The organism is Caulobacter sp. FW305-C-30-S16 (genome assembly GCF_058783025.1).
In genome coordinates this window covers 154622-178616 of record NZ_JBYSYH010000002.1, presented here as the reverse complement: position 1 = coordinate 178616, position 23995 = coordinate 154622, and the positions used below count along the sequence as shown (strand labels likewise).

General features: G+C 70.5%; 22 protein-coding genes. 11 read left to right on the top strand and 11 right to left on the bottom strand.

The window, feature by feature from the left end; all coding sequences use genetic code 11:
* Positions 1 to 40: 40 nt before the first annotated feature.
* Entirely contained in the window at positions 41 to 1432 is a 1392-nt protein-coding gene (locus AC3WJT_RS07890; protein ID WP_492342558.1) for an FAD-binding oxidoreductase, read from the bottom strand.
* Positions 1433 to 1583: 151 nt separating this feature from the next.
* Here AC3WJT_RS07890 and AC3WJT_RS07885 point away from each other — a divergent pair, with 151 nt between their 5' ends.
* Positions 1584 to 2234 (top strand): lysoplasmalogenase, encoded by a 651-nt coding sequence (locus AC3WJT_RS07885; RefSeq protein ID WP_492342557.1) that lies wholly within the window; start codon positions 1584 to 1586, stop codon positions 2232 to 2234.
* A gap of 124 nt (positions 2235 to 2358) precedes the next feature.
* Here AC3WJT_RS07885 and AC3WJT_RS07880 read toward each other — a convergent pair whose 3' ends face one another.
* From AC3WJT_RS07880 to AC3WJT_RS07860, 5 genes are all read right to left on the bottom strand, one after another.
* Positions 2359 to 4146: an AMP-binding protein gene (locus AC3WJT_RS07880; protein ID WP_492342556.1), complete on the bottom strand. Its 1788-nt coding sequence runs from the start codon at positions 4144 to 4146 to the stop codon at positions 2359 to 2361.
* A 197-nt stretch (positions 4147 to 4343) separates the two neighbouring features.
* Entirely contained in the window at positions 4344 to 5435 is a 1092-nt protein-coding gene (locus AC3WJT_RS07875) for an RNA polymerase sigma factor (protein ID WP_492342555.1), read from the bottom strand.
* A gap of 128 nt (positions 5436 to 5563) precedes the next feature.
* A complete protein-coding gene (locus AC3WJT_RS07870; protein WP_492342554.1) occupies positions 5564 to 5914 on the bottom strand; it encodes a YciI family protein in 351 nt (116 codons plus the stop codon).
* 267 nt (positions 5915 to 6181) lie between these two features.
* Positions 6182 to 7516: a dihydroorotase gene (locus AC3WJT_RS07865; protein ID WP_492342553.1), complete on the bottom strand. Its 1335-nt coding sequence runs from the start codon at positions 7514 to 7516 to the stop codon at positions 6182 to 6184.
* A 13-nt stretch (positions 7517 to 7529) separates the two neighbouring features.
* Positions 7530 to 8516: a glycosyltransferase family 9 protein gene (locus AC3WJT_RS07860; protein ID WP_492342552.1), complete on the bottom strand. Its 987-nt coding sequence runs from the start codon at positions 8514 to 8516 to the stop codon at positions 7530 to 7532.
* 60 nt (positions 8517 to 8576) lie between these two features.
* Between AC3WJT_RS07860 and ygfZ the strand changes: the two genes are divergently transcribed.
* Together ygfZ and AC3WJT_RS07850 are read left to right on the top strand one after the other, a co-directional pair.
* Positions 8577 to 9380, top strand: coding sequence for a CAF17-like 4Fe-4S cluster assembly/insertion protein YgfZ (gene ygfZ, locus AC3WJT_RS07855; RefSeq protein WP_492342551.1), 804 nt, complete (start codon positions 8577 to 8579; stop codon positions 9378 to 9380).
* Between the two features lie 84 nt (positions 9381 to 9464).
* The gene (locus AC3WJT_RS07850) at positions 9465 to 9923 is read left to right on the top strand and encodes a hypothetical protein (RefSeq protein ID WP_492342550.1); all 459 of its coding nucleotides are present in this window, start codon (positions 9465 to 9467) and stop codon (positions 9921 to 9923) included.
* 142 nt (positions 9924 to 10065) lie between these two features.
* On the opposite strand, the gene AC3WJT_RS07845 is transcribed toward AC3WJT_RS07850, so the two are convergent.
* Positions 10066 to 10506 (bottom strand): hypothetical protein, encoded by a 441-nt coding sequence (locus AC3WJT_RS07845; RefSeq protein ID WP_492342549.1) that lies wholly within the window; start codon positions 10504 to 10506, stop codon positions 10066 to 10068.
* Between the two features lie 378 nt (positions 10507 to 10884).
* Between AC3WJT_RS07845 and AC3WJT_RS07840 the strand changes: the two genes are divergently transcribed.
* The gene (locus tag AC3WJT_RS07840; RefSeq protein WP_492342548.1) at positions 10885 to 12174 is read left to right on the top strand and encodes a tyrosinase family protein; all 1290 of its coding nucleotides are present in this window, start codon (positions 10885 to 10887) and stop codon (positions 12172 to 12174) included.
* 12 nt (positions 12175 to 12186) lie between these two features.
* On the opposite strand, the gene AC3WJT_RS07835 is transcribed toward AC3WJT_RS07840, so the two are convergent.
* The gene (locus AC3WJT_RS07835; RefSeq protein WP_492342547.1) at positions 12187 to 12711 is read right to left on the bottom strand and encodes a peptidoglycan-binding domain-containing protein; all 525 of its coding nucleotides are present in this window, start codon (positions 12709 to 12711) and stop codon (positions 12187 to 12189) included.
* 148 nt (positions 12712 to 12859) lie between these two features.
* Here AC3WJT_RS07835 and AC3WJT_RS07830 point away from each other — a divergent pair, with 148 nt between their 5' ends.
* Together AC3WJT_RS07830 and rnhB are read left to right on the top strand one after the other, a co-directional pair.
* Positions 12860 to 13450, top strand: a complete 591-nt coding sequence (locus AC3WJT_RS07830) for a DNA-3-methyladenine glycosylase I (RefSeq protein ID WP_492342546.1) — start codon at positions 12860 to 12862, stop codon at positions 13448 to 13450.
* A complete protein-coding gene (gene rnhB / locus AC3WJT_RS07825) occupies positions 13447 to 14055 on the top strand; it encodes a ribonuclease HII (protein ID WP_492342545.1) in 609 nt (202 codons plus the stop codon). The genes AC3WJT_RS07830 and rnhB overlap by 4 nt, the downstream gene beginning before the upstream one ends.
* 125 nt (positions 14056 to 14180) lie before the next feature.
* Here the strand turns inward: rnhB and AC3WJT_RS07820 are convergent, their stop codons facing one another.
* The gene (locus tag AC3WJT_RS07820) at positions 14181 to 15350 is read right to left on the bottom strand and encodes an acyl-CoA dehydrogenase family protein (RefSeq protein ID WP_492342544.1); all 1170 of its coding nucleotides are present in this window, start codon (positions 15348 to 15350) and stop codon (positions 14181 to 14183) included.
* Between the two features lie 151 nt (positions 15351 to 15501).
* Here AC3WJT_RS07820 and AC3WJT_RS07815 point away from each other — a divergent pair, with 151 nt between their 5' ends.
* Complete coding sequence (locus AC3WJT_RS07815; RefSeq protein WP_492342543.1) at positions 15502 to 16362, top strand: dienelactone hydrolase family protein; 861 nt, start codon at positions 15502 to 15504, stop codon at positions 16360 to 16362.
* A gap of 33 nt (positions 16363 to 16395) precedes the next feature.
* Here the strand turns inward: AC3WJT_RS07815 and AC3WJT_RS07810 are convergent, their stop codons facing one another.
* On the bottom strand, positions 16396 to 16749 hold the full coding sequence (locus AC3WJT_RS07810; protein WP_492342542.1) for a DUF1428 domain-containing protein: 354 nt from the start codon (positions 16747 to 16749) through the stop codon (positions 16396 to 16398).
* A 163-nt stretch (positions 16750 to 16912) separates the two neighbouring features.
* Between AC3WJT_RS07810 and AC3WJT_RS07805 the strand changes: the two genes are divergently transcribed.
* Positions 16913 to 17992, top strand: a complete 1080-nt coding sequence (locus AC3WJT_RS07805) for a site-specific DNA-methyltransferase (RefSeq protein ID WP_492342541.1) — start codon at positions 16913 to 16915, stop codon at positions 17990 to 17992.
* 88 nt (positions 17993 to 18080) lie between these two features.
* On the opposite strand, the gene mutY is transcribed toward AC3WJT_RS07805, so the two are convergent.
* Positions 18081 to 19106 carry an A/G-specific adenine glycosylase gene (mutY, locus tag AC3WJT_RS07800; RefSeq protein ID WP_492342540.1) on the bottom strand — a complete coding sequence of 342 codons (1026 nt, stop codon included), beginning with the start codon at positions 19104 to 19106 and terminating at the stop codon, positions 18081 to 18083.
* Between the two features lie 198 nt (positions 19107 to 19304).
* On the opposite strand from mutY, the gene AC3WJT_RS07795 reads away from it, so the two are divergent.
* The 3 genes from AC3WJT_RS07795 (at position 19305) to smc (ending at position 23976) form a co-directional block, all read left to right on the top strand.
* A complete protein-coding gene (locus AC3WJT_RS07795; protein WP_492342539.1) occupies positions 19305 to 19781 on the top strand; it encodes a DUF721 domain-containing protein in 477 nt (158 codons plus the stop codon).
* A gap of 103 nt (positions 19782 to 19884) precedes the next feature.
* Complete coding sequence (locus AC3WJT_RS07790) at positions 19885 to 20517, top strand: thioredoxin domain-containing protein (RefSeq protein ID WP_492342538.1); 633 nt, start codon at positions 19885 to 19887, stop codon at positions 20515 to 20517.
* A gap of 18 nt (positions 20518 to 20535) precedes the next feature.
* A complete protein-coding gene (gene smc, locus AC3WJT_RS07785; protein ID WP_492342537.1) occupies positions 20536 to 23976 on the top strand; it encodes a chromosome segregation protein SMC in 3441 nt (1146 codons plus the stop codon).
* The last annotated feature ends 19 nt before the right edge of the window (positions 23977 to 23995 follow it).

Here is a 23995-nt window from a genome sequence, read left to right as displayed (position 1 = left end):
CCCATCCAACATTTCGGGCGCCGCGCCAACCGCGCGTGCATCAGCGGGCCGGCGGCGCGAGGATTTTTCCGGGGTTGAGCACCCCCGCCGGATCGAGCGCCTGCTTCAGCCGGGCCATCAGCGCGATCTCCTCCGCCGATCGCGACAGCGGCAACCAGTCGCGCTTGGCGAGGCCGACTCCATGCTCGGCGGAGATCGAGCCGCCGATGGCCTGCAGCGGGCCGTAGACGATCTCCTCCAGCGCATGACGGTCCGCGAGGTCGGCGCCCGGCGCGATCCGCGCCAGGATGTGCAGGTTGCCGTCGCCGAGGTGGCCGAACACCCAGGGCGGGGTCAGGTCCGGCCAGCGAGCGACACAGGCGGCGCGAACCGTGTCGACATAGGCCTCCATCGTCGCGATCGGCAGGCTGACGTCGAAAGCGATGATCGGACCGTCGCGGCTCGTCTGGCCGACATCGTCGCGCAGGGCCCACAGCGCCGCGCGCTCGGCGCCGGACCGGGCGATGGCCGCGTCCTCGATGTCGCCGTCCTCGAGCGCCTCGGCCAGGGCGGCTTCGAAGCGCGCGGCGTCCGCCGCCTCGTCACCGCCGAGACTTTCGATCAGCACGTAGAAGGGATGGCGGCCGGCGAGCGGCGGCCGGCCCCGCGCGGGCGCGCTGGTCACCAGGTCGTGGAAATCAGACCACATCACCTCGAACGCCGACATCGCGCCGCCCAGCCGCCGTTCCAGCCGGCGCAGCAGCCGCGCCACACCGTCGAACGAGCCCACGCCGACGAAGGCGGTGTCCTGGCTGACAGGCGCGGGCCGCAGCCGCAGGATCGCCCGGGTGACGATGCCCAGCGTGCCCTCCGAGCCGATGAACAGCTGCCGCAGGTCGTAGCCGGTGTTGTTCTTCATCAGCGGCCGCATCGCCGAGATGACGGTCCCGTCCGCCAGAACCGCCTCGATCCCGATGACCAGATCGCGGGTCATGCCGTAGCGCAGGACCCGGTTGCCGCCGGCGTTGGTCGAGATGTTGCCGCCGATCGTCGCCGAACCCCGGGCGCCGAGGTCGAGCGGCAGGAACAACCCCGCCGCCTCTGCCGCCTCGCAGGCGGTCTGCAGGATGCAGCCGGCTTGCACGGTCATGGTCCCGGCGGTGGCGTCGATGCTCTCGATCGCCGCCATCCGCTCCAGCGACAGGGCCAGCGTTCCATCGGCCAGGCAGCCGTCGACCAGGCCCGTGCAGCCGCCCCAGGGCGTCACCGCCGCGCCGGCCGCGCTGACCAGCTTCAGGATCGTCGACACCTCCTGCGTCGAGACCGGCCGCAGGATCGCCAGCGGTTCGCCCAGCCGCGTCCAGGGGCCGCGCGGCCGTTCAGCCGCCGCGGCGCCGGTCAGCACGCCGCCGGGCGCCAACGCCGCCTGCAATTCGGCGATCAGGTCTTCCATGCCCGTTCCCCCAAAGGTTTGACCGAAAGGGTAGCGGTGACGGCGGCGCCCGGGATTGATCCAGACCAATTCACCCGCGACCCGCCGACCGGCCGGGCTTTTTTCGGCGCGGGAAACCGGGCATTCAGGGGCGGGGACGGGGGAGACGACCATGACACTTCGCGACAAGGCCGCCCGCTGGGCGCTGATCGCCTCGATCATCGGCGGCGTCAGCTATATCGCCAGCTGGCCGATGGACCTGTCGCAGGCGGCCAGCCTGGCCTGGAAGGGCTCGGGCGTCGGGCTGCTGGCCGTCTATGCGGCGCTCAAGGCGCGCGACCGCGACGGCTGGCTGCTGGCGGCGGTAATGGCGCTGGGGACGGCCGGCGACGTGCTGCTGGGGATCCAGTTCATCGTCGGCGCTGTGGCCTTCCTGCTCGGGCACGTCGTGGCGATAGGGCTCTATCTGCGCAATCGGCGGCCGGCCCTGAGCCGCAGCCAGCAGGCGCTTGCCCTGTTGCTGGTCCCGGCTGCCGTGTTCATCGCCTTCATGCTGCCCGCCGACCGCACCGGCGCGCCGGGCGTGGCGTTCTATAGCCTGGGTCTCTCGCTGATGGCGGCGACCGCGTGGACGAGCCGCTTCCCGCGCTTCACGGTCGGGATCGGCGCGCTGCTGTTCCTGATCAGCGACCTGGTGATCTTCGCCAAGATGGGCCCGCTGCTGGACAGCTTCCTCACCGGCCTGGCGGTGTGGGTTCCCTACTATGGCGGGCAGCTGCTGATCTGTGTGGGGGTGGTGCGGGCATTGAAGCCTGAGAAATGAGATCCTCCCCAGCTTGCTGGGGAGGGGGACCGCCGGAGGCGGTGGAGGGGAGTCAGTGCACCGACTCCCCTCAGTCACGCTCCGCGCGACAGCTCCCCACAAGGGTGGGGAGCAGTGAGGACGTTCAGAACACCATCACCCCGTCATCCGGCGTCTCGGCAAACAGCCGCGCCACCTCCGCCGGCCGCCGGTCGCGCGCCATGGCCTGGTTGATGTAGCCCTTGTCGGTCAGCTCGCCGCTGGCCGCGTCCGGGGCGCCGTCGAGGATCAGCGCACGCCAGATCCTGCCGCCGCCGCCCTTCGCCGCCGCGTTCATCTTCGCCAGCCCGCTTCGGATCGCCTCGCGCACCTGCGCCGGGTCCGGATGGCGGGCGTTGAAGGACGGGTCGAGGAACAGCATCAGGCCGACGCCCTCCTGCCCCTCGCCGCAGACCACCGCGTCCAGCGCCGCGCCGCCGATGGCCGAGACCGCCGCCACGCGCAGGGCGCCGGCCGCCACGAACGTGCCGCTGGCCAGCTTGAAGTTCTCCACCAGCCGGCCGTCGAACATCAGGCCCGCCTCGGGATCGGCCGGATCGATCGCCCGCGCCGCGTCGCCCAGGCGATAGAAGCCCTCGACGTCGAACGCCTCCGCCGACAGTTGCGGCTCGCCCAGGTAGCCCGGCGAGATCTGCGGGCCCTTCACGCGGATCTCGAACTTCTCGCCGGCCGGAACCAGCTTCACCGCCGTGCCCGGCACCGGCAGGCCGATCATGCCCGACCGCGCGTTCAGCCAGTGGATGTTGCAGGCCGTCGGCCCGGTCTCGGTCGAGCCGTAGCCGGTGGCGAACGTCACCCGCTCGCCGATGGTGCGGATCGCCACCGCCTGCACCCGGTCGAGGATGCTCTGGGCCATCGAGGCGCCGCCGTACTGCAGCACGCGCACCCGGGCGAAGAAGGTCCGCGCCAGAGCGTCGTCCTTCTCCAGCGCGCTGGCGAACAGCCCCCAGCCGGCCGGGACCATGTTGTGATAGGTCGGCGAAACCTCCGACAGGTTGCGGATCGTCTCGGCGAACCGCGCGGCCGTCGGCTGACCGGCGTCGATGTAAAGCGTCCCGCCCCGGTGCAGGACCATGTGCAGGATGGCGTTGGCGCCGAGGCTGTGGCTCCAGGGCGCGGCGTTGACCACCACCGGCGGGTCGGGGTCGTCGAAGCAGGCGGCGATCTGGGCGGCGTTGATGGCGATGTTGCGGTGCAGGCCGATGACCGCCTTGGGCCGGCCCGTCGAGCCGGAGGTCAGCAGCAGCTTGGCCGTGTCGTCCGGCCGCGCGACGAAGGCGGCCGGCGCCGAGGTCAGCAGGCTGTCGAGGGTGATGTCGGAGGCGCGGGGGTTGGCGCTGGCCACCACGGGCAGGCCCTTCAGAAACTCAGCCTCCAGCGCGCCCGCGAAGGCGGCGGCGTCATCGGCGTAGACCGCGTCCGGACTCAGTACGCCGCAGGCATAGGCCAGACGGGACAGGTCTGCGCCGGCCAGGCCGTATTGCGGCGACACCGGCGCCACCGCCACGCCCAGCGCCATGGCCGCGTAGCAGATCAGGGCATGGTCGACGGTGTTGCGCGCCAGGATCAGCAGGCAGTCGCCGCGCTTCAGGCCCAGCCCCTTGAGGCCGCCGGCCAGGGCCGAGACCTGGGTCAGCGCCGTGGCGTAGTCGACCGTCCGCCACCCCTCCCCGGCCCGCTCGGCCAGCCAGACCCGCTCCGGCGCCCGGGCCGCCCAGTGGACCAGCGCATCGAGCGTGGTGGTGAAGTCGGTCCCGAACGGCGTCGGATTGGCCAGCACGAGCGACCCGTCCTCGCGACGTTCGATCTCAAGCCGGCGCGGCGCATAGCGGGCGTCACGGAACGGTGCGGTGGCGAGTGAGGCGTCATCCATGGGCCGGTTATCGGGCGCCGAAGTCCTGCGTTCAATCCTCTCCGCGAAGCGGGGAGGCGGACCATGCGGAGCATGGTGGAGGGGTGGCTCAGGATCGTCCGGAAGCACCGGAATTCAGAATTGGGCCGCTCGCACTGGCGCCGCCCCTCCACCAGCCTTCGGCTGGTCCCCCTCCCCGCTTCGCGGAGAGGAATTTCCTAGCCCAGCCTCCGCCGCGCTCCCTCCAGGAACAGCCGCTCGGCCGGCGGGGGTGAGAGCGCCAGGGCGGCGTCGAGGGCGGCGAGGGCCGCCTCCGCGTCTCCCGCCTGCTCGCAGAGCCACGCCCGTGCGGCCTGCCAGGGCAGCCAGCCCTCCAGCCGCCGGTCGGCCGGCACGGCCGCCAGCGCGGCGAGGCCCGCCGCCGGCCCCTGGGCCGCGCCCACCGCCACCGCGCGGTTCACCGCCGTCACCGCGCCGGGCCGCATCGCCAGCAGGCCGTCATAGAGCGCAACGATCACGGCCCACGGCGTCTCGCCGGTCTCGCGCCGCGACAGATGCGCCCCGTGGATCGCCGCCAGCATTTGATACGGACCTGTCTTTTTCAGGTCCGCGGCGCGGTCGAGGAGGCCGGCGCCCTGCGCGATCATCGCGGCGTTCCATTGCCGCATGTCCTGTTCGCCGACCGGAACCATCGCGCCGCCGTCGTCGAGGCGCGCCGGCCGTCGCGCCTCGGCGAACCGCACCAGCGCGGCCAGGGCCAGCACCTCGGGATCGTCCGGAACCAGCTCGGCCAGCAGGCCCGACAGCCGCACCACCTCGTCCGCGAAGTCCGCCGCGTCTCCCGCCAGCGCCGCGTCCTCATAGGCCTGCGCATAGGCGATCTCGAGCGTCGCCAGCACGGCCCCCAGCCGCTCCGGCCAGGCCGCCCGGGCGGGGATCTCGAACGGCACGCCGGCGCCGGCGATCTTGGCCTTGGCCCGGGTGATCCGCTGCAGCAGGGCGGGCTCACTGACCAGAAACGCCCGCGCCAGCCGCGCGGTCGGCAGGCCGCAAACCACCTTCAGCGACAGCGCGGCCCGGCTCTCCGGCGCCAGCGCCGGATGGCAGCAGACGAAGATCAGCCGCAGGCGTTCGTCGGGAATCGGCGCCTCGGCCAGCATCGCGAGGTCCTCAGGGCTGGGCTCGGGCTCCGGGTCGTCATGCAGGGCGGACTCGCGGGTGCGCCGCCGGCGAAACGCGTCCAGCGCCTTGCGCAGCGCCGCGCGCCACAGCCAGGCGGCCGGGTCGCGCGGCGGATCGGCGGGCCACACCGCCAGCGCCGTCAGGCTGGCGTCGGAAAACGCGTCCTCTGCAAGGTCCAGGTCGCGAAACCGCGCGGCCAGCGCGGCGACAACCCGTCCCCGCGCCGCCTGGATGGCCGCGCCTGTGTCCGCGCGGCTCAGTAGATCATCACCGGCCGGACCTCGACCTTTCCGCCGGGAACGACGGGCACCTGTCGCGCCCAATGCAGGGCCGCGTCGAGATCGGCGACTTCAATCAGGTAGTAGCCGCCCAGCTGCTCCCGCGTTTCCGCGAACGGTCCGTCGTGCAGGCTCTGGGCGCCGTCGCCGCCGGTGACCACCGTGGTGGCGGTCTCGACACCCTGAAGGCCATCCCCGCTGACCAGCACCTGCTGCTCACGCATCGTCGCCGAGAGCGCCATGTGCTTGCCGACGATCTCCATCAGGGTCGCCTCCCCGGCGCCGGCATAGGCCGCCTCGGGTTCGTAGATCAGAAGCATGTACTGCATCGGTGTCTCCCTTCGGCGCGCCATTCGCGCCATCAGGTCAGAGACGGGCGGGGCGGAGGGAATTCGACAGGGGCCGAAGAAAAAAGTCGAGAGGCGACACGCATCCGATCCTCCCCAGCTTCGCTGGGGAGGGGGACCGCCGGAGGCGGTGGAGGGGGCTGCGCAGGACTGACCGGAAAGTCCGGAATTCTGGATGGGGCCGCTCCCGTTCGCGCCGGCCCCTCCACCATGCTCCGCATGGTCCCCCTCCCCGCTTCGCAGAGAGGACTAGTGAGAGAGCGTCTCCCCGAACCGCACCGGTTTGCCCTGGCCGTGGGTCACGATCTCGTCGTCGCGCATGACGGTGATCCCGCGGACGATGGTGGCGACGGGCCAGCCCTTCGCCTCGAAGCCGTCGAACGGGGTCCAGCCGACGCGGCTGGCCTGGTCAGCGTGGCGGATGGTGCGGCGGGCCTTCAGGTCGACGATGGTCAGGTCGGCGTCGAAGCCCTCGGCGATGCGGCCCTTTTCGGCCAGGCCGAAGATGCGGTTGGGGCCATGGCTGGTCAGGTCGACAAACCGTTCCAGCGTCAGCTTTCCGTCCGCCACATGGGTCAGCATGATCGGCACCAGGGTCTGGACCCCCGGCATGCCAGACGGCGAGGCCGGATAGGGCCGCGCCTTTTCTTCGGCTGTGTGCGGCGCGTGGTCCGAGCCCAGAACGTCGGCGACGCCGGTCGCCAGGCCCGCCCACAGGGCCGCGCGGTGGTGCGCGTCGCGGATCGGCGGGTTCATCTGGGCGTAGCCCTTCAGGCGCTCATAGGCCTCTGGTCCGGCCAGCGTCAGATGCTGCGGCGTCACCTCGACGCTGGCGACATCCTTGTTCAGCGCGAGGAATTCCATCTCCTCGGCGGTCGTCACATGCAGCACGTGGATACGCTTGCCGACCTTGCGCGCCAGGCCGACCAGCCGCCGCGTCGAGCGGATCGCGCTCTCGGCGTCGCGCACCTCGGGGTGGCTGGTCCAGTCGCCCGTGCGGGCCAGCGGCCGGCGGTCCTCGAGCCTGTACTCGTCCTCGGAGTGGAACGCGGCGCGGCGGTTGATGTGCTTGAGCACCTCCTCGACCCCGGCGTCGTCCTTGATCAGCAGGGTGCCGGTCGAGGCGCCCATGAACACCTTGATTCCGCAGCAACCGGGCAGCCGTTCCAGCTCGCCGAGGAACCGCGCGTTCTCGTGCGTGCCGCCGACATAGAAGGCGTGGTCGCAGCTCATCCGCCCGCTCGCCCGCGCCAGCTTGTCGGCCAGTGCGTCCGGGTCGGTGGTGGTCGGCTCGGTGTTGGGCATCTCGAACACGGCGGTGACCCCGCCCAGCACGGCGGCGTTGGCGCCCGTCTCGAGGTCTTCCTTCCACTCCAGCCCCGGCTCGCGGAAGTGCACCTGGCTGTCGATGACGCCCGGCAGCACGGTCAGGCCGGTCGCGTTGATGACTTCGCCGGCCGAGGCCTGCGACAGGTCGCCGACATGGGCGAACTTGCCGTTCCGGATGCCGATGTCGGCGATCCCGCGCCCGGCATGGCTGACGACCTCGCCGCCGCGGATGATCAGGTCATAGGTGTTGGTCATCTCGAAGTTCCGCTCATCCCGACGGGCGGGCCGCATCTGTTTCCGCAAGCAACGCCCGCGCCGCCTCGACCACCATGTCGACCGGCAGGTCCATCATGTGGCCGATGGTCTGGGTCAGGGTCGGGTCGACGTCCTTGAACTGCTCGAAGGTGCGCGGGCCGCGCACGACGCGGGCGTTCGGCCCCCAGGGCGCATAGAGCCGGTCGTCGGACGGGCCGAACAGGCCGATCGTCGGCGCGCCGGCGGCGGCGGCCAGGTGCATCAGGCCGGAGTCATTGCCGACGAACAGCCGCGCCTTTTTCAGCGCCGCATAGGCGGTCAGCAGGTCCACCTGCCCGGTCAGGTCGATCACGCGATCGCGCGGAAGGGTGCGGACAAGCGGCTCGACGTAGCGCGTGTCGCCGGGCCCGCCCAGCACCATCAGCCGCCCGCCGGCCATCGGCCCTTCGGCGTCGAGCAGCTCGATCGCCACCCGGGCGAAGCGCTCGATCGGCCAGGTCTTGCCCAGCCAGTTGGCGGCCGGCCCCATGGCCAGGATCGGACCGCCCTCGCCGACCAGCTCGGCGGCGCGGGTCTCGATCTCGTCCGACGTGAAGAGGAACGGCGCGGGCGGATCGTCCTCGAGCGTCAGCAGGCTCGCCGCCTCGACGACCTTGTGCACCGGTTCGCCGACGATCTTGCGGTGAACGGACCGCCGGTCGGTGCGAAGAAAGCGCGCCGTGGCCGAGCCGCGCATGTCGATCACCAGGCTCCAGCGCATGTGGCGAACCTGGTTCCACAGCGCGAACCAGTGGCCCGAGCGCTTCTTCTTCTCCATCACGATCAGGGCGTCGAGCCCCGGGACCTCGGCGAACAGCGGGGCGGCGTCGGGGCCGACCGCGATGGTGAACCGCGCGCCCGGCGCCTCGTCGGCGAGCTTCTTGATCAGCCCGGACGCCAGCACAGCGTCGCCGATACGGGTCGGACCAATGAAGAGAATCGGGAAGGGTTTTGCCGCCATTTCCGCACCTTAGACTGGCGAGCACTGGCATTACAGCGCGCGAAAGGCCACATCGGGTCCATGAGTGACGCACCGACCTACGCCCTGCTCCGCGACCGGGCCCTGATCGCGGTCACCGGCCCTGACTGGCGCAGCTTTCTCCAGGGCCAGCTGACACAGGATGTCGAAACGCTGGCGCCGGGCGAACTGCGCTTCGGCGCCCTGCTCTCGCCGCAGGGCCGGCTGCTGTTCGACCTGTTCATCCAGGACCGCGGCGACAGCGGCCTGCTCGATGTGCCTGCGGACGGGCGCGACGCCCTGATCGCGCGGCTGACCCTCTACCGGCTCCGGGCGAAGGTCGAGTTCACGCCGGCCAGCGAGCCGGTGGTCGCCCTCTGGGGCACGCGACAGGCCGAGGAGGGCTTTGCGGTCGATCCGCGCCTGCCCGCGCTCGGCTTCCGCGGCTACGGCGCCCAGCCGCCCGGCGTGCGCGGCGACGCCGCCGCCTACGACCTGCACCGCCTGACCCTCGGCATCCCCGCAACGGCCGACTTCGGCGACGACGCCACCTACCCCATCGAGGCCAACTTCGACCTGCTGAACGGGATCGATTTTCGCAAGGGCTGCTTCGTCGGCCAGGAGACGACCAGCCGGATGAAACGGCGGGGGCAGATCAAGAGCCGCATGCTGCCGATCACCTTCGACGGCCCGCCGCCGACCTACGGCGCGGAGGTGCTGGCCGGAGACCTGCGGGCCGGCCAGGTGAAGTCCGGCGCCGGCGGCCGGGCTATCGCGCTGCTGCGGCTGGACCGGATCGAGGGCGCCGACCTGACCGTCGACGGCCGCGCGGTCACCGTTGAACAGCCGTCCTGGCTCGAAGCCTGATCCCGACAGGAGAATCCCTTGGTCTGATCAGGACAACGGCGATATGGTTTCCAAGGGGGCGTGAAGATCATCGAGAGGTAGGCCATGCTATTGCTGTTGTTGGCCCTGCTGGCCGACGCACCGGCCGCCCCGGAAGCGCAGGCCACCCTGCAATCCTGCGAGATGACGCCCAACGGCTGGGTCTGCCACTACGCCATGCCGTCGGTGACCCTGCTTGTGTCGCCCGACAAGACGATCCCGATCTCTCCGACACCGCCGACCCTGGCTGTCCCGGCTCCGGCGAGCGAGGTCGACAAGGCCGAGGCCGCCCGTCAGGCGCGGCTGATCGCCCGCTGCGCGGAGGCGACCTGGAAGTCGTTGTGCCTGCCGGGGGATCGGCGCGAGGCCAAACGCCTGAAGGAAGAGGCGGCCAAACGCGACGCGCTGCGCGGTCAGGTCACCACCCTGCTCAGCGAGAAGAAGTGCGAGGAAGCGGTGAAGGTCGCGTTGGCCGCCGGCGACCTGCCCCTGGCCCGCGAAGCCCGGACCTTCTGCGCGAACTGAAACCGGGCCGCGTCAAAGCCTGAGCCACAGCCACAAACAAATTCGGCCGGGCGTGAGCCCGGCCGATCTGTAGTCGTATCGATCGCGAGTGAAGCGACGCGACGGCATGGCCGGCGCATCGCTCCTCCGTCGCTCCGGTCCCTTACGGACGCGGGGCGGGCTCGCAGCGCTCGCCTTCGGCGCAACCGGTGAAGTGGATTTCCGGCGGCGCGACCGTGACGGTCGAGGGACGGACGAACACTTCAGGACGGTGCAGATAGATCTGCGGCGCCTGGATGTGGATCGGGGGCGCGTCGACGTAGACGGGCGGGCCCTGGATGTCGATGCGGCCGGTCGGCACCACGACAGGCGTGCCATAGACGCGGACGCCCGGCGCGCGGACGCGGATGTTGCCCCAGGGCGCGGTCGGGCCGTAGAACACCACGGCGCGCGTGCAGAGGCAGTCGATCGAGGAACCGCCACCGTAGCCACCACCCGGAGGCGGCGGCGGCGGCGGGCCGTAGGGGTCGCGAGCGCTGGCAATACCGGCGGTCCCGACTGTGGCGATGAGTACGATCATGCCGGCGAGAAGATTGCGTTTCACTTCAGCTCCCCCAAAAAGGTCTTCGACCCTGGTGTCTAGCGTCGCCCAACAGAGAGACACGGACACAGGTCCGGCCCAATGCAACGAGTGTTAACCCTAATTCATAGGTTACACGGCGCGAAGGCGCTTTCAACCGTCGGGGGAATCTAGCGGAGCAGAAAGAACCTCGTTACGCGAATGACTCCCCAAAGTGGTGAGCGGCGAAGCAAAAGCCCCTGATCTGGGCGCCTTCCCGGGCCGACAACGGCCCCTTCGCGCGACCTGCGGGTCCGGGGCGCCGACCGCCGGGACGGCCATTCGAACGCTCCCCTTATACGCGACGGCGTTTGACAACCCCACGCTCTGGCCTGCGAATGCCGCATCAGGGGGTGGGATATCATGACGCTGGATCGCCGCAGGATACTGCAGGGCATGGGCGCCGCCGGTCTCCTGGCGGGCGCGGCCGCGCCGACCGTAGGGGCCGCCCAGACGATCCGGCTGCGCAAGCCGATCTCGACCCTCTCGACCAGCGATCCCGATGTCGAGGCGATGCGCCGGGCCATCCCGCTGATGCGCCAGTCGGGCGCCTGGGCGGACCAGGTCGCCCTGCACGCCGACATGCGCCACCGCCACCATTCCTCCTGGCGCTTCATGCCCTGGCACCGGCTGCAGCTGGTCTGGTTCGAGCGGCACGTCGCCCGCCTGAGCGGCAAGGCCGATTTCGCCATTCCCTACTGGGACTGGGACGATGACCGCATCCCGGACCTCTTTCTCTACGACGAGACCTTCTATGTCCCCGGCCGCGAGGCCCAGCAGTACGACACGATCAGCGACTTCCTGCGGCGCAACGGCCAGGTTCTGACCGGCCGGCTGACGGACGACTTCCCGACCTTCTTCGGCCGTCCGCGCGGAGGCAACGACCCGACCGACGGCGCGCTGGGTCGCCGTTACTACTCCGGCTCGGGCGAGTGGGGCGGCCACAACCTGATCCACGGCTTCGTCGGCGGCGACATGGGCGACCTCAGCCGGTCGCCGAACGACCCGCTGTTCTGGCTGCACCACGCCAACATCGACCGCATCTACGCGCTCTGGCGTGACCGACACTACAGCGTGGTCCCACCGAAGGCCTGGCGAAACGAGTCCCTCGGCGGGTTCATCGACCCCTGGGGCCGCACGGTTTCACCGGTTGCGGCGGCGACCACCCTCGACACCACGACTTTCGGCTATGCCTACCCGCAGGACCCGACGCCGCCGATCGTGTTCTTCGCCGCCGCCCCGCCGCCGCCGGTCAAGCGCCGCAAGTCCTACAGCTGGCGCATGCAGCGCATGGGCCCCGCGTCGGCCTTCATCGAGATCTCGCCGGCCCTGGCCAGCGCCACGGCGACGCAGGCGACCGGCTATCTGGAGATCCAGCCCGATCCGCACCGCCCCTCGATGGTCACCCTGACCGGTCGCGCGCTGAAGGGCGGCGCCGAGGTGTTCCGCGACGCCGTTTTCCTTGTCCCGATGGGCCATTCCATGGGGCCGCAGGGCTATCGCATTCCGATGCAGCGACTGTGGAGCCCGGCGAGCGCCGGCGGCGTGCGTCTGGAAATCGAGGCCGCGCCGCTGGCCGGCCGAAAGGCGAGCGCCATGCCGACCACCCTGGTGGATTTTGTGCTCGATGCGGACCTGGCCTTCCTGGCCTGAGGCTCTGCCGGATCAGGGAAGCTCGACGCCCAGCGCCTGCAGCGTGCCGACGGTCCAGCCGGCGGGCAGACGGCGGTCATGCTGGAAGCGCGCGAGGCTGTATTCGGTCTGTGACGTCAGCACCCCGTCGCACGGCCCGTCGTAATAGCCCCCACGTCCGAGCGCCGTCTGCACGGCCAGAACCACCTGCTCATTGGTGGCGACGCGCACCTCCGGCGACCGATAGGTCTCGGCGGGCGGCGCATAGGCCACGGGCTTTCGTGATGCTGCGGCCTCAAAGGCCGGGGTATCCCCGTAGCCGCAGGCCACGACCCGCCATTCGAACACCTGCGGGACCCGACGAGTCATCGTGCGGCCATAGCCGCCAGGCTCGACCGAGGTCTCGACATGCTCCGGGACCAGCACCTTCTCGTAGCACTTGCCGGGCTCGGGATTGGGCGGGCAGTCATCAGCGCTGTTGGCCAGGGCCACGCCAGCGCAGACCAGCGCGGTCAGAAGACCCGCCGCCGCACCAAATACCGGCCTGAACCCGCTCATCTGGACGCCCCGTCCCCAATCCGCGCTAAGCATAGTCGATTGAACACGGTTTTCGAGACGCTTTGTCTCCCATTCGGCTGGCAGGCGAAATCGGCGGCCGCGCCGCGCGGCGAATGCGCAGCCGGGCGTCCCGCGCTACAACCCTCACATGACCGATACGCCGACTCGCTGCGCCTGGCCCGGGACCACCGACGCCCTCTATCTCGCCTACCATGACGAGGAGTGGGGCGTGCCGGAGTACGACTCCCGCGCCCTGTGGGAAAAGCTGGTGCTGGACGGATTCCAGGCCGGGCTCGCCTGGATCACCATCCTGCGCAAGCGCGAAGCCTTCCGCGCGGCGTTCGACAATTTCGATCCGGAGAAGGTCGCCCTATACGGCGAGGCGGACCGGGCGCGGCTGATGGCCGACGCCGGCATCGTCCGCTCCAACGCCAAGATCGATGCGGCCATCGGCGGGGCGAAGATCTGGCTGGAGATGCGCGACAACGGCGAGGACTTCTCGCAATTCCTCTGGGACTTCGTCGGCGGCGAGCCGATCCAGAACCACTGGCCGGACATGAAGTCAGTGCCGGTGAAGACGCCCGAGGCCGAAGCCATGGCGAAGGCGCTCAAGAAGAAGGGCTTCAAGTTCGTCGGGCCGGTGATCGTCTACGCCTTCATGCAGGCGACCGGCATGGTCAACGACCACATCGGCGACTGCTTCCGGCGCGAGCCCGTGAGCCGTCTCACGCGGCCATGAGCGCCCTGCCCGACCTGAGGCTCGAACTGACCTGCCCCTCGCCCGTCTGCGGCGTGGACGAGGCCGGGCGCGGGCCGCTGGCCGGGCCGGTCTGCGCCGCGGCCGTGATCCTCGACCATGACCGGATCCCATCGGGGCTCAACGACTCCAAGAAGCTGACCGCGAAGGTTCGCGAGGCGCTGGACGCCGAGATCCGCCAGTCGGCGGTGGCCTTCTGCGTCGCCTTCGCCAGCGTGGAGGAGATCGCCGAGCTCAACATCCTGCACGCCACGGGCCTGGCCATGCGCCGGGCGGTCGAGGGCCTCGGCGTCGCGCCGGCCTTCGCCCTGATCGACGGCAACTACAAATTCAAGCTGCCCTGCGAGATCCGGGCCGTGGTCGGCGGCGACGGGCTCAGCCTGTCGATCGCCGCCGCCTCGATCCTCGCCAAGACGGCGCGGGACCGCCTGATGGTCGAGATGGACGCGGTCTATCCGGGCTACGGCTTTGCCGGCCACAAGGGCTATGGCGCGCCGACCCATATGGCGGCGCTGAAACGGCTGGGCCCCACGCCGATCCACCGCATGAGCTGGGGCGCCCTGAAGTCGATGTTCGAGGACGCGTAACGCGGGGGTGGCCAGCCTTCCCGGTTCCTCACGGCGGACTCGCCCTGATGTCCTGAGGGCCAAAGGGCAGGTGTCAGCGGAGCGGCGCGAGGGCAGGCGCTGAAGCGCGCGCCCACGCCGCCGCCCTAGATTCCCATCTGCCTTGCCGCGAGGTCCCGCATGATCTCCTCGCTGCCGCCGCCGATCGCGTTGACGCGCACCTCGCGATAGATCCGTTCCACGCGGCTGCCGCGCATGTAGCCCGCGCCGCCCATGATCTGCATCGCCTCGCGGGCGCAGTATTCCATGGTCTCTGTGGCCTGGACCTTGAGCAGGGCGATCTCGGCGATCGGCGACTCGCCGTTCTGGATCCGCCAGGCCAGGGTCTCGAGCCAGGCTTGGGTCGCGTTGATGCGCTTGTACATGTCGGCCAGCTTGTGGCGGATCACCTGGTGGTCGGCGAGCCGCTTGCCGAACGTCTTGCGCTCGCGGGCCCAGTCGATGGCGTCCTCAAGGCAGACCCGCGAGAAGCCGATCGCCCCGGCGGTCATGCCGATCCGCTCGCCGTTGAAGTTCTGCATGATGCCGGAGAAGCCCATGTTCTCCTGGCCGATCAGATTGTCCGCCGGAACGCGGACGTCGTCGAAAAACAGCTGCGCCGTATCGGACGCCCACCAGCCCTGCTTCTTCAGCGGCTGGCGGCTGAAGCCCTCCCGCTCGCGCTCGATCAGCAACAGGGAGACGCCGCCGGCGCCCTCCCCGCCGGTGCGGACGGCGACGGTGTAGAAGTCCGCCCGCATGCCGCTGGTGATGTACATCTTGCTGCCGTTGACGACGTACTCGTCGCCCTCGCGCCGGGCGGTGGTCTTCAGGTTGGCGACGTCCGAGCCGCCGGTCGGTTCGGTGATCGCCAGGGCCGAGATCTTCTCGCCGGAGAGGACCTGCGGGATGATCCGGTCCTTCATCTCCTGGCTGCCGAGACGCCGGATCGGCGGCAGGCCGATGCCGTGGCTCATCAGGCTGGCGTTGACCCCGCCGGCGCCGTGGCGGGACATCTCCTGGCTGGTGACGATGGACATGAAGGGATCGGTGGCCACCCCGCCGTACTCCTCCGGCCAGCCCAGCCGCAGCAGCCCGACATCGGAGGCCTTTTTGTACAGCTCGCGCGGAAACTCGCCGGCCTCGTCCCAGTCGTTGACGAACGGCATGATCTCCGCCTCGACCCAGCGCCGGAGCGTGTCGCGCCAGGCCTTGTGGTGCGGCTCGTAGAACGGGCTGGTGCGGCTGTCGTCGAGAGGGGCGAGCGGGCTGGGCATGGCGTCTCCGATCCTTGCGGCGCGTCTGCGGGCGCACCTTGCCGACAGGTTTCAGCCCTTCCGCAACGGTAGTCGAGACCCGGTCCTTCCCGTCACGCGTTAAGCGTCTATCTTCGGCCCCGACCGATCCCCTCCCGAGAGAGCGACCGCCATGTGTGACGACGACATCCACCCCGGCCTGATCGTGAACCCCGCCGTCTCCCGCCGGACCTTCGGCCTGATGACCGTGGCCGCCGCCGGCGCCGCCGGATCGGCCCGCGCCGGCGTCCCGGTGGTCGAGAAGGAGGTCGATGTGAAGACCGCCGACGGCGTCGCCGACGCGGCGCTCTACTATCCGCAGGGCAAGGGCAACTGGCCCGCCGTGCTGCTGTGGACCGACGTCGTCGGCCTGCGCCAGGCCTTCCGCGACATGGGCCGGCGGCTGGCCGGCGAAGGCTATGTCGTGCTGGTCCCGAACCCCTACTATCGGGTCAAGCGCTCGCCGGTGATCGAGGGCAGCTTCGACTTCAACAAGCCCGAGGACCGCGCCAAGCTCGGCCCGCTGCGCGCCAGCCTGACGCCCGATGGCATCGATCGGGACGCCGTCGCCTACGTCGGCTTCCTCGACGCCCAGCCGCAGACCAACCGCAAGAAGAAGGTCGGGGTGCAGGGCTATTGCATGGGTGGGCCGCTGTCGTTCCGCACGGCCGCGGCGGTCCCCGCCCGCATCGGCGGCGTGGCCAGCTTCCACGGCGGGGGCCTCTATACCGACCAGCCGACCAGCCCGCATCTGCTGCTGACGAAAACCACGGCCGAGTTCCTGGTCGCCGTGGCCGACAACGACGACAAGCAGGACCTGACGATCAAGGACAAGCTCAAGGTCGCCATGGACGCGGCCGGCCGCACCGCGAAGATCGAGGTCTACGTCGGCGCGAACCACGGCTGGTGCGTGCCCGGCAGCCCTGTCTACAACGAGCCCGCCGCCGAGAAGGCCTGGGCGGAATTGCTGGCGCTCTACAAGCGCGCGCTGTGAAGGCGTCCCTCTCCCTGCGGGAGGGGGCTTTCGCTACAACGCCATGAAGCTCTGGAACCCGCCGTAGATCATGCGCCGGCCGTCAAAGGGCATGTCGGACTGCCACTGTTGCAGCCGGGGGTCGGTCATGATTTTGGCGTTGATCTCGTCGCGCTTCTCGCGGGACTCGTAGGTGATCCAGGAGAAGACCACGACCTCGTCGTCGGTCGCCTGCACCGCGCGCGGGAAGGACGTCAGCTCGCCGTAGGGCACATCGTCAGCGAAGCACTCGACGTAGCTGAGCGCGCCGAACTCCATCCAGACCTCGCCGCCCAGCTTCGCCATCGCCCGGTAGGCGTCCAGCTTGTCCTTCGGAACCGCGAGCACAAATCCATCGACATAGGGCATCGGAGCCTCCTTTGCGCATGACCTGATCACAGGACGAACAAGCGCGGCAAGTTCCGACAGGGCTGCGTTTTAACGCCTCGCTAACCACGTCAGCGAACGCCCCCTTAACCGTAACGCCCCCAGATTCCTTGGACTCTCTCGGGTTCAGGGGCTTGTACGAAAAATGGCGTTCGGCGCGGAAACGATTATCCAGGGCGACTGCATCGAGCAGCTGCGCAAACTGCCCGACAAGTCGGTGGACCTGGTCTTCGCCGACCCGCCCTACAACCTCCAGCTCGGCGGCGACCTGCTGCGGCCGGACAATTCCAAGGTCGATGCGGTCGACGACCACTGGGACCAGTTCGCCAGCTTCAAGGCCTATGACGACTTCACCAAGGCCTGGATGGCCGAGTGCCAGCGCGTCCTGAAGGACGACGGCGCCCTGTGGGTCATCGGCAGCTATCACAACATCTTCCGCGTCGGCACGGTGCTGCAGGATCTCGGCTTCTGGATCCTCAACGACGTGGTCTGGCGCAAGTCCAACCCGATGCCGAACTTCAAGGGCACCCGCTTCGCCAACGCCCACGAGACGCTGATCTGGGCGGCCAAGAGCCGCGGCGCCAAGCGCTACACCTTCAACTATGACGCCATGAAGATGGCCAATGACGAAGTCCAGATGCGCTCCGACTGGACCCTGCCGCTGTGCACGGGCGAGGAGCGGATCAAGGGCAGCGACGGCCACAAGGCCCACCCGACCCAGAAGCCCGAAGCCCTGCTCTACCGCGTGATCCTGACCTCGACACGCCCCGGCGACGTGATCCTCGACCCGTTCTTCGGCGTCGGCACCACGGGCGCGGCGGCCAAGCGGCTGGGCCGCCGGTTCATCGGCATCGAGCGCGAGAGCGAGTACATCGCCCACGCCAAGGAGCGCATCCGCAAGGTCATCCCGATCGCGCCCGCCGATCTGGACGTCATGGGCAGCAAGAAGTCCGAGCCCCGCGTGCCGTTCGGCCAGATCGTCGAGGCCGGCCTGCTGCGCCCCGGCGACACCGTCTGGTGCCCGAAAGGCAAGAGCTCGGCCAAGGTCCGCGCCGACGGCTCGCTGGCCATCGGCGACCTGACCGGCTCGATCCACAAGGTCGGCGCGATGATCCAGTCCCAGCCCGCCTGCAACGGCTGGACCTACTGGCACTTCAAATCGGACAAGGGCCTGGCGCCCATCGACGTGCTGCGCAGCAAGGTGCGGGCGGAAATGGCGGCCTAGGTCGCAGGGGACATGTACCGCAGGTACGTTTCCCCCAATCGAGCGGACACGGTTTAGGGGACACGTACCTGCGGTACATGTCCCCTGGCTACGCCAACCCTTGCCGCGCCGCCTTCAGGAACACGCTCGGCAACGCGCCCAGGCCTTCGCGCGCGGTCCACTCCGCGTCCATCAAGCCCTCCGCGCGGAACACCCGCAGGGTCAGGGAGAAGTGCGTAAACACGTGCTCGATCTCGCCGACGTCATGCCAGGCCGCCGGTACTGGCGAGGCAACGACGGCTTCATCATCGCCCCACGGCGTTGAGCGCCAGTCGCTGGTCGGCAGGCTCAGCATCCCCCCGAGCAGCCCCTTCGGCGGCCGCCGCACCAGCGCCACCTCGCCTTCCCGCGTCAGCAGATACGCCACGCCGAACCGCCGCGGCCGGTCGGCCTTCTTCGTCTTGCGGGGGAAGGTCTCCTGGTCGCCTCGCGCGAACGCCGCGCAGAACCCCGACACCGGGCACTGGTCGCACAGCGGCGCCTTGGGCCGACAGACCGTCGCGCCGAGGTCCATCAGCGCCTGGGCCCAGTCGCCGGGGCGGTCATCCGTGACCAGCGAACCGGCCAGCCGTTTCAGCTCCGGCTTGCTGTTCGGCATCGGCGCCTCAACGGCGAACAGCCGGGCCATGACCCGCTCGACATTGCCGTCGACGACATTGGCCTCACCGTCAAAGGCGATCGCGGCCACGGCGGCGGCGGTATAGGCGCCCACCCCCGGCAAGGCGCGCAGGCCCTCCTCCGTATCGGGAAACACCCCGCCATGATCGGCCGCCACGGCCCGGGCGCAGGCCAGCAGGTTGCGGGCGCGGGCGTAGTAGCCGAGCCCCGCCCAGGCGGCCATCACCTCCCCGTCCGCCTCGGCCGCCAGGTCGCCGACCGTCGGCCAGCGCCGGGTGAAGCTGAGGAAGTAAGGCGTCGCATGCGGCACGGTGGTCTGCTGCAGCATCACCTCCGACAGCCAGACCCGATAGGGATCGGCGCGCGGCGTCCGCCCCGGCGCCACGCGCCACGGCAGATCACGGGCGCTGGCGTCGTACCAGGCCAGCAGCGCGGCGCGGAGTTTCGAGCGATCCATAGGCCCTACCTAACTGTCATCCCGGAAGCCGCGAAGCGGCTATCCGGGACCTGGATTGAATCCGGGCCGAATCCGGGTCCCGGCTCTGCGCTTCGCTCCGGCCGGGATGACAGTTAAGGTAGACCCATGCCGCCCCGCCGCCCGCTACCGACCGCACAAGAGACCGCCGAGATCCTCTCGCGCCGGCGGAGCAAGCCCATGCCGCGCCCTGCGCCGCCCGCCGGCCGGGCGCTCGGCCCGGTGCTCAAGGCGCTGGAAGAACGGTTCGGCCAGGGCCCCGGCCAGCTGCAGCTGAAGTGGAAGGAAATCGTCGGCGAGACGCTGGCGCGCCACACCGAGCCGGTGAAGCTGATCAAGGCGCGCGGCAACGCGCCCGGCACGCTCGAACTGCGCGTCGCCGGCCCCGCCGCCGCCATCGTCCAGCACCAGGCCCCGGAAATCCTGCAACGCGTCAGCCTGATCCTCGGCGAGGGCTCGGTGACGAAGCTGCGCATCATCCAGGGCGCCGTGCGCGCCCATGCCCGGCCGCAGGCGCCCCGGCGTCGGCCGAAAGGACCGCTCGACGCCGCCGCCGAACAGACGCTGTCCGAAGGCCTCGCCGACCAGCCGGAGGGCCCGCTGCGCGACGCCCTGATCCGCCTCGGCCGCGAAACCCTGCGCGGCCGGACCAGTTGACAACCGCCGGCCCGCCGGGCTGTTGCGCCAAACAAACGCCGCCTTCTTACAGCCTGTGGAATCGGGCTCTAATCACCGTTCGGACTCAAGGGGACATCCCGCCATGCGCAGCATCGCTCGCCGCTCCATCCTCGCCGCCGCCGCGGCCATCGCCACCCTGACGCTGGCCGCCTGTGGCGGCGCCGGCGGCGGTGGCGTCACCAGTGACGACATGAGCCTCGGCAAGGCCGACGCGCCGGTTACGGTCATCGAATACGCCTCGCTGGCCTGCAGCCACTGCGCCGTCTGGGAAAAGACCGTCTTCCCGGCGTTCAAGGCCAAGTACATCGACACCGGCAAGGTCCGGTACGTGTTCCGCGAGTTCGCGACCCCGCCGCAGGAACTGGCCGCCGCCGGCGCCCTGCTCGCCCGCTGCTCGGGCAAGGACAAGTACTTCACCACCGTCCAGGCGGTGTTCCATGCCCAGGAAGAGATCTTCACCACAGGCGACATCCGCGGCCCGCTCCTGCGCATCGCCGAGACGGCGGGCATGAACGAAGAGCAGTTCGTCAAATGCGTCAGCGACGAGAAGGCCCTCGCGGCCTTCAACGACCGTTGGCAGAAGTATGCCAAGGAAGCCAAGATCGAGGGCACCCCGACCTTCTTCTTCAACGGCGACAAGTACGACAAGGGCGAGATGACCCTGGCCGAAGTCGACGCGGCCTACGCCAAGGCCCTGGCCAAAGTGAAGAAGTAGGGAAGGTCCCACCGGCCCGTGCACTTCCAGCGGCTGCGCCTTTCCGGGTTCAAGTCCTTCGTCGATCCGACCGAGTTCCGGATCGAGCCCGGACTCACGGGCATCGTCGGGCCGAACGGATGCGGCAAGTCGAACCTGCTGGAAGCGCTGCGATGGGTGATGGGCGCCAACTCCGCCAAGGCCATGCGGGCCGGCGGCATGGACGAGGTGATCTTCAACGGCGCGGGGTCCCGCCCCGCCCGTAACCACGCCGAAGTCACCCTGACGATCGACAACAACGACCACACCGCCCCGGCGCAGTTCAACCAGCATGCCGTGATCGAGGTGGTCCGCCGCATCGACCGGGGCGAGGGCTCGACCTACCGGGTCAACGGCCGCGAGGTCCGCGCCCGCGACGTCCAGTTGCTGTTCGCCGACGCCTCGACGGGCGCCAACTCCCCGGCCCTGGTCCGTCAGGGCCAGATCAGCGAACTGATCGCCGCCAAGCCGCAGAACCGCCGCCGCATCCTCGAGGAAGCCGGCGGCGTCAGCGGTCTTCACACCCGTCGCCACGAAGCCGAGCTGCGCCTGCGCGCCGCGGAAACCAACCTCAACCGGCTCGACGACGTCATCCGCGAGCTGGACGCCTCACTGGCCCGCCTGCGCCGCGAGGCCCGTCAGGCCGAGCGCTACAAGAAGCTGTCGGCCGAGATCCGCGCGGTCCAGGGCGCCGTCATGTTCGCCCGCTGGACCGAGGCCCGCGACACCCTGCTGCGCGTCGAGGAGGAGTCGACCAACTCCGGCCGCCTCGTCGAGGACACCGCCCGCGCCGCCGCCATCGCCACGACCGAGGCCCAGAAGGCCGAGGAGGCGATCCGCCCCCTGCGCGAGGAGGAGACGGTCGCCGCCGCCATCCTCAACCGCCTGGCCATCGACAAGGACCGGCTGGAGCGCGAGCACGAAACCGCCGCCGCCGAGGTCGAGCGCCTGACCAACGAGCTGGCCCGCATCGACACCGACTCCGCCCGCGAGAGCCAGATCGTCGAGGACGCCGGCGTGGCGCTGGAACGGCTGGCCACCGAACTCATGGTCGTCGAGTCGGAAGTGAAGTCTGCCCCCTCCCGCCTGCCCGAACTGCAGGCGATCCTGAAGGCCGCCGAGGAGGCCCGCGCCACAGCCGACCGGGAGGTCGAGAACCTCGCCGCCGGGGTCGCCGCCGATGAAGCCCGCCGCAACGCCGCCCGCGCCAGGGTCGCCGACGCCGAGAGCCGCCTGAACCGCACGGTCCGCGCGCTCGACCAGGCCCGCGCCGACCGCGCCGCCATCGGCCCGACCACCGACCCGCGCGCCGCCGAGGCGACCGCCGCCTTCGACGCGGCCACCGCCGCCCTCGCCGCCGCCCGCGCGGCGCTGGAGACGGCCGAGGCCGAACGCTCCGACGCCGCCCGCGCCGAAGGCGCCGCCCGCGACGCCGCCCGTCAGCTGGAAGACAAGCTCGGCCGCCTCAAGACCGAGGCCCGGGGCCTGGCTCAGCTGTCCGCGCCCCGCGGCAAGTCAGGCTTCGCCCCGGCGCTCGACCGCGTCACGCCTGACCGCGGCTACGAGGCCGCCCTCGCCGCCGCCCTGGGCGATGATCTGGAAGCCGCGCTCGACGCCAAGGCCCCCTCCTACTGGGGCGGCCGGGACGCAGACGGCCCGAAATGGCCGGACGGCGCGACGCCGCTGGCCCCGCTGATCAAGGCCCCGCCGGAACTGGCAGCGCGCCTGGCCTTCACCGCCCTGGTCGAGCGCAAGGACGGCGAGCGCCTCAGCAAAGCCCTCCCCGCCGGAGCCCGTCTGGTGTCCCGCGAGGGCGACCTGTGGCGCTGGGACGGGTTCACCGCCCGCTCGGAGGCCCCGCGCCCGGCCGCGATCCGGCTGGAACAGCGCACCCGTATGGCCGAGGTCGAGGCCGAGATCGAGACCCTCACGCCCGCCGCTGAAGACGCCGCGGCGACGCTGAAGGCCGCCCAGCTCCGCTTCCGCGCCGCCGAGGACGCCCTGCGCGACAAACGCCGCGCGCCGCAGGACGCTGAACGCGCCCTCGCCACCGCCCGCGACACGGTCGAGAGGCTCACCAACGAAGCGACCCGCCGCGACGCGCGCGCCCAGTCGCTCGACGAGACCATCGCCCGCTTCGACGCCGAGCGGATCGAGGCCGAGACCGCGCTTGCCGCTGCGCGCGCTGACGCCTCCGAGGACGGCTCGGCCGAGAACCTGTCGCCGATGCTGGACGCCGCCCGCGCAGCCGCCGCCGTCGCGCGGGAGGCCGCGTCTCAGGCCCGCGCCGCCGTCGACATCGAGACCCGCGAACGCGACGGCCGCGCCCGCCGGCTGGAAACGTTGCAGCGCGACCGTGATGACTGGGCCCGCCGCCAGACGGCCGCCCGCAAGCGCACGGATGGCCTGATCGAGGCCCGGCAGCAGACCGACGCCGCCCTGCTGGCCGCCCGTGAAGCGCCGCGCACGCTGGAAGTCCGCACCACCCGCCTGCTTGACGAATACGCCGCCGCCGAGGCCCGCCGCGCCAAGTCCAGCGACGCGCTCGAACAGGGCGAGACCGCCCGCGCCGCCGCCGACCGCGCGGCCCGCGCCGCGGACGCCGCCGCCGCCGAGGCCCGTGAACAGCGCGCCGGCCTCGCCGCCCGCCTCGACGCCGCCCGCGAACGTTTCGGCGAGATCGCCGGCAACATCCGCGAGTCGGCGAAGGTGGAGCCCGAGGAGCTCGGGCGTCGCATCGCCGACGAAGCCATCGCCATCCCCGGCGACGCCGGCGGGGTCGAGGCCCACCTCTACGCCCTGGAGCGCGACCGTGACGCCATCGGCCTGGTCAACCTGCGCGCCGAGGAAGAGGCCAACGAGCAGGGCGCCCGCGTGCTGGTCCTCAAGACCGAGCGCGCCGACCTGACGGGCGCGGTGGCCAAGCTGCGCGAAGGCATCGAGGAACTGAACGCCGAGGGCCGCGCCCGCCTGCTGGCCGCGTTCGAGATCATCAACGGCCACTTCCAGGCGCTCTTCCAGGCCCTGTTCGGCGGCGGCGAGGCCGAGTTGCGCCTCATCGAGTCCGACGACCCGCTGGAGGCCGGCCTGGAGATCTTCGCCTGCCCGCCGGGCAAGCGGCTGTCGACCATGAGCCTGATGAGCGGCGGCGAGCAGGCCCTGACGGCCTCGGCGCTGATCTTCGGCGTGTTCCTGGCCAACCCCTCGCCGATCTGCGTGCTCGACGAAGTCGACGCCCCGCTCGACGACGCCAACGTCGACCGCTTCTGCTCGATGCTCGACGAAATGCGCAACCGCACCCAGACCCGCTTCATCTGCATCACCCACAACCCGGTGACCATGAGCCGCATGGAACGCCTGTTCGGGGTGACGATGGCCGAGCGGGGCGTGAGCCAGCTGGTGAGTGTGGACCTGCGGGAAGCGGAAGCGCTGGTGGCGTAGCCCTTCGCCTGCCGTTTGC

Bases quoted from the DNA above. Each gene is read 5' to 3' on its own strand.
- AC3WJT_RS07890 (WP_492342558.1), bottom strand. From the start codon at position 1,432: ATGGAAGACCTGATCGCCGAATTGCAGGCGGCGTTGGCGCCCGGCGGC.
- AC3WJT_RS07865 (WP_492342553.1), bottom strand. From the start codon at position 7,516: ATGACCAACACCTATGACCTGATCATCCGCGGCGGCGAGGTCGTCAGC.
- rnhB (WP_492342545.1), top strand. From the start codon at position 13,447: ATGAGCGCCCTGCCCGACCTGAGGCTCGAACTGACCTGCCCCTCGCCC.
- AC3WJT_RS07860 (WP_492342552.1), bottom strand. From the start codon at position 8,516: ATGGCGGCAAAACCCTTCCCGATTCTCTTCATTGGTCCGACCCGTATC.
- AC3WJT_RS07835 (WP_492342547.1), bottom strand. From the start codon at position 12,711: ATGAGCGGGTTCAGGCCGGTATTTGGTGCGGCGGCGGGTCTTCTGACC.
- AC3WJT_RS07790 (WP_492342538.1), top strand. From the start codon at position 19,885: ATGCGCAGCATCGCTCGCCGCTCCATCCTCGCCGCCGCCGCGGCCATC.
- AC3WJT_RS07810 (WP_492342542.1), bottom strand. From the start codon at position 16,749: ATGCCCTATGTCGATGGATTTGTGCTCGCGGTTCCGAAGGACAAGCTG.
- AC3WJT_RS07815 (WP_492342543.1), top strand. From the start codon at position 15,502: ATGTGTGACGACGACATCCACCCCGGCCTGATCGTGAACCCCGCCGTC.
- AC3WJT_RS07830 (WP_492342546.1), top strand. From the start codon at position 12,860: ATGACCGATACGCCGACTCGCTGCGCCTGGCCCGGGACCACCGACGCC.
- AC3WJT_RS07805 (WP_492342541.1), top strand. From the start codon at position 16,913: ATGGCGTTCGGCGCGGAAACGATTATCCAGGGCGACTGCATCGAGCAG.
- AC3WJT_RS07840 (WP_492342548.1), top strand. From the start codon at position 10,885: ATGACGCTGGATCGCCGCAGGATACTGCAGGGCATGGGCGCCGCCGGT.
- mutY (WP_492342540.1), bottom strand. From the start codon at position 19,106: ATGGATCGCTCGAAACTCCGCGCCGCGCTGCTGGCCTGGTACGACGCC.
- AC3WJT_RS07795 (WP_492342539.1), top strand. From the start codon at position 19,305: ATGCCGCGCCCTGCGCCGCCCGCCGGCCGGGCGCTCGGCCCGGTGCTC.
- AC3WJT_RS07885 (WP_492342557.1), top strand. From the start codon at position 1,584: ATGACACTTCGCGACAAGGCCGCCCGCTGGGCGCTGATCGCCTCGATC.
- AC3WJT_RS07820 (WP_492342544.1), bottom strand. From the start codon at position 15,350: ATGCCCAGCCCGCTCGCCCCTCTCGACGACAGCCGCACCAGCCCGTTC.
- AC3WJT_RS07850 (WP_492342550.1), top strand. From the start codon at position 9,465: ATGCTATTGCTGTTGTTGGCCCTGCTGGCCGACGCACCGGCCGCCCCG.
- ygfZ (WP_492342551.1), top strand. From the start codon at position 8,577: ATGAGTGACGCACCGACCTACGCCCTGCTCCGCGACCGGGCCCTGATC.
- AC3WJT_RS07870 (WP_492342554.1), bottom strand. From the start codon at position 5,914: ATGCAGTACATGCTTCTGATCTACGAACCCGAGGCGGCCTATGCCGGC.
- AC3WJT_RS07880 (WP_492342556.1), bottom strand. From the start codon at position 4,146: ATGGATGACGCCTCACTCGCCACCGCACCGTTCCGTGACGCCCGCTAT.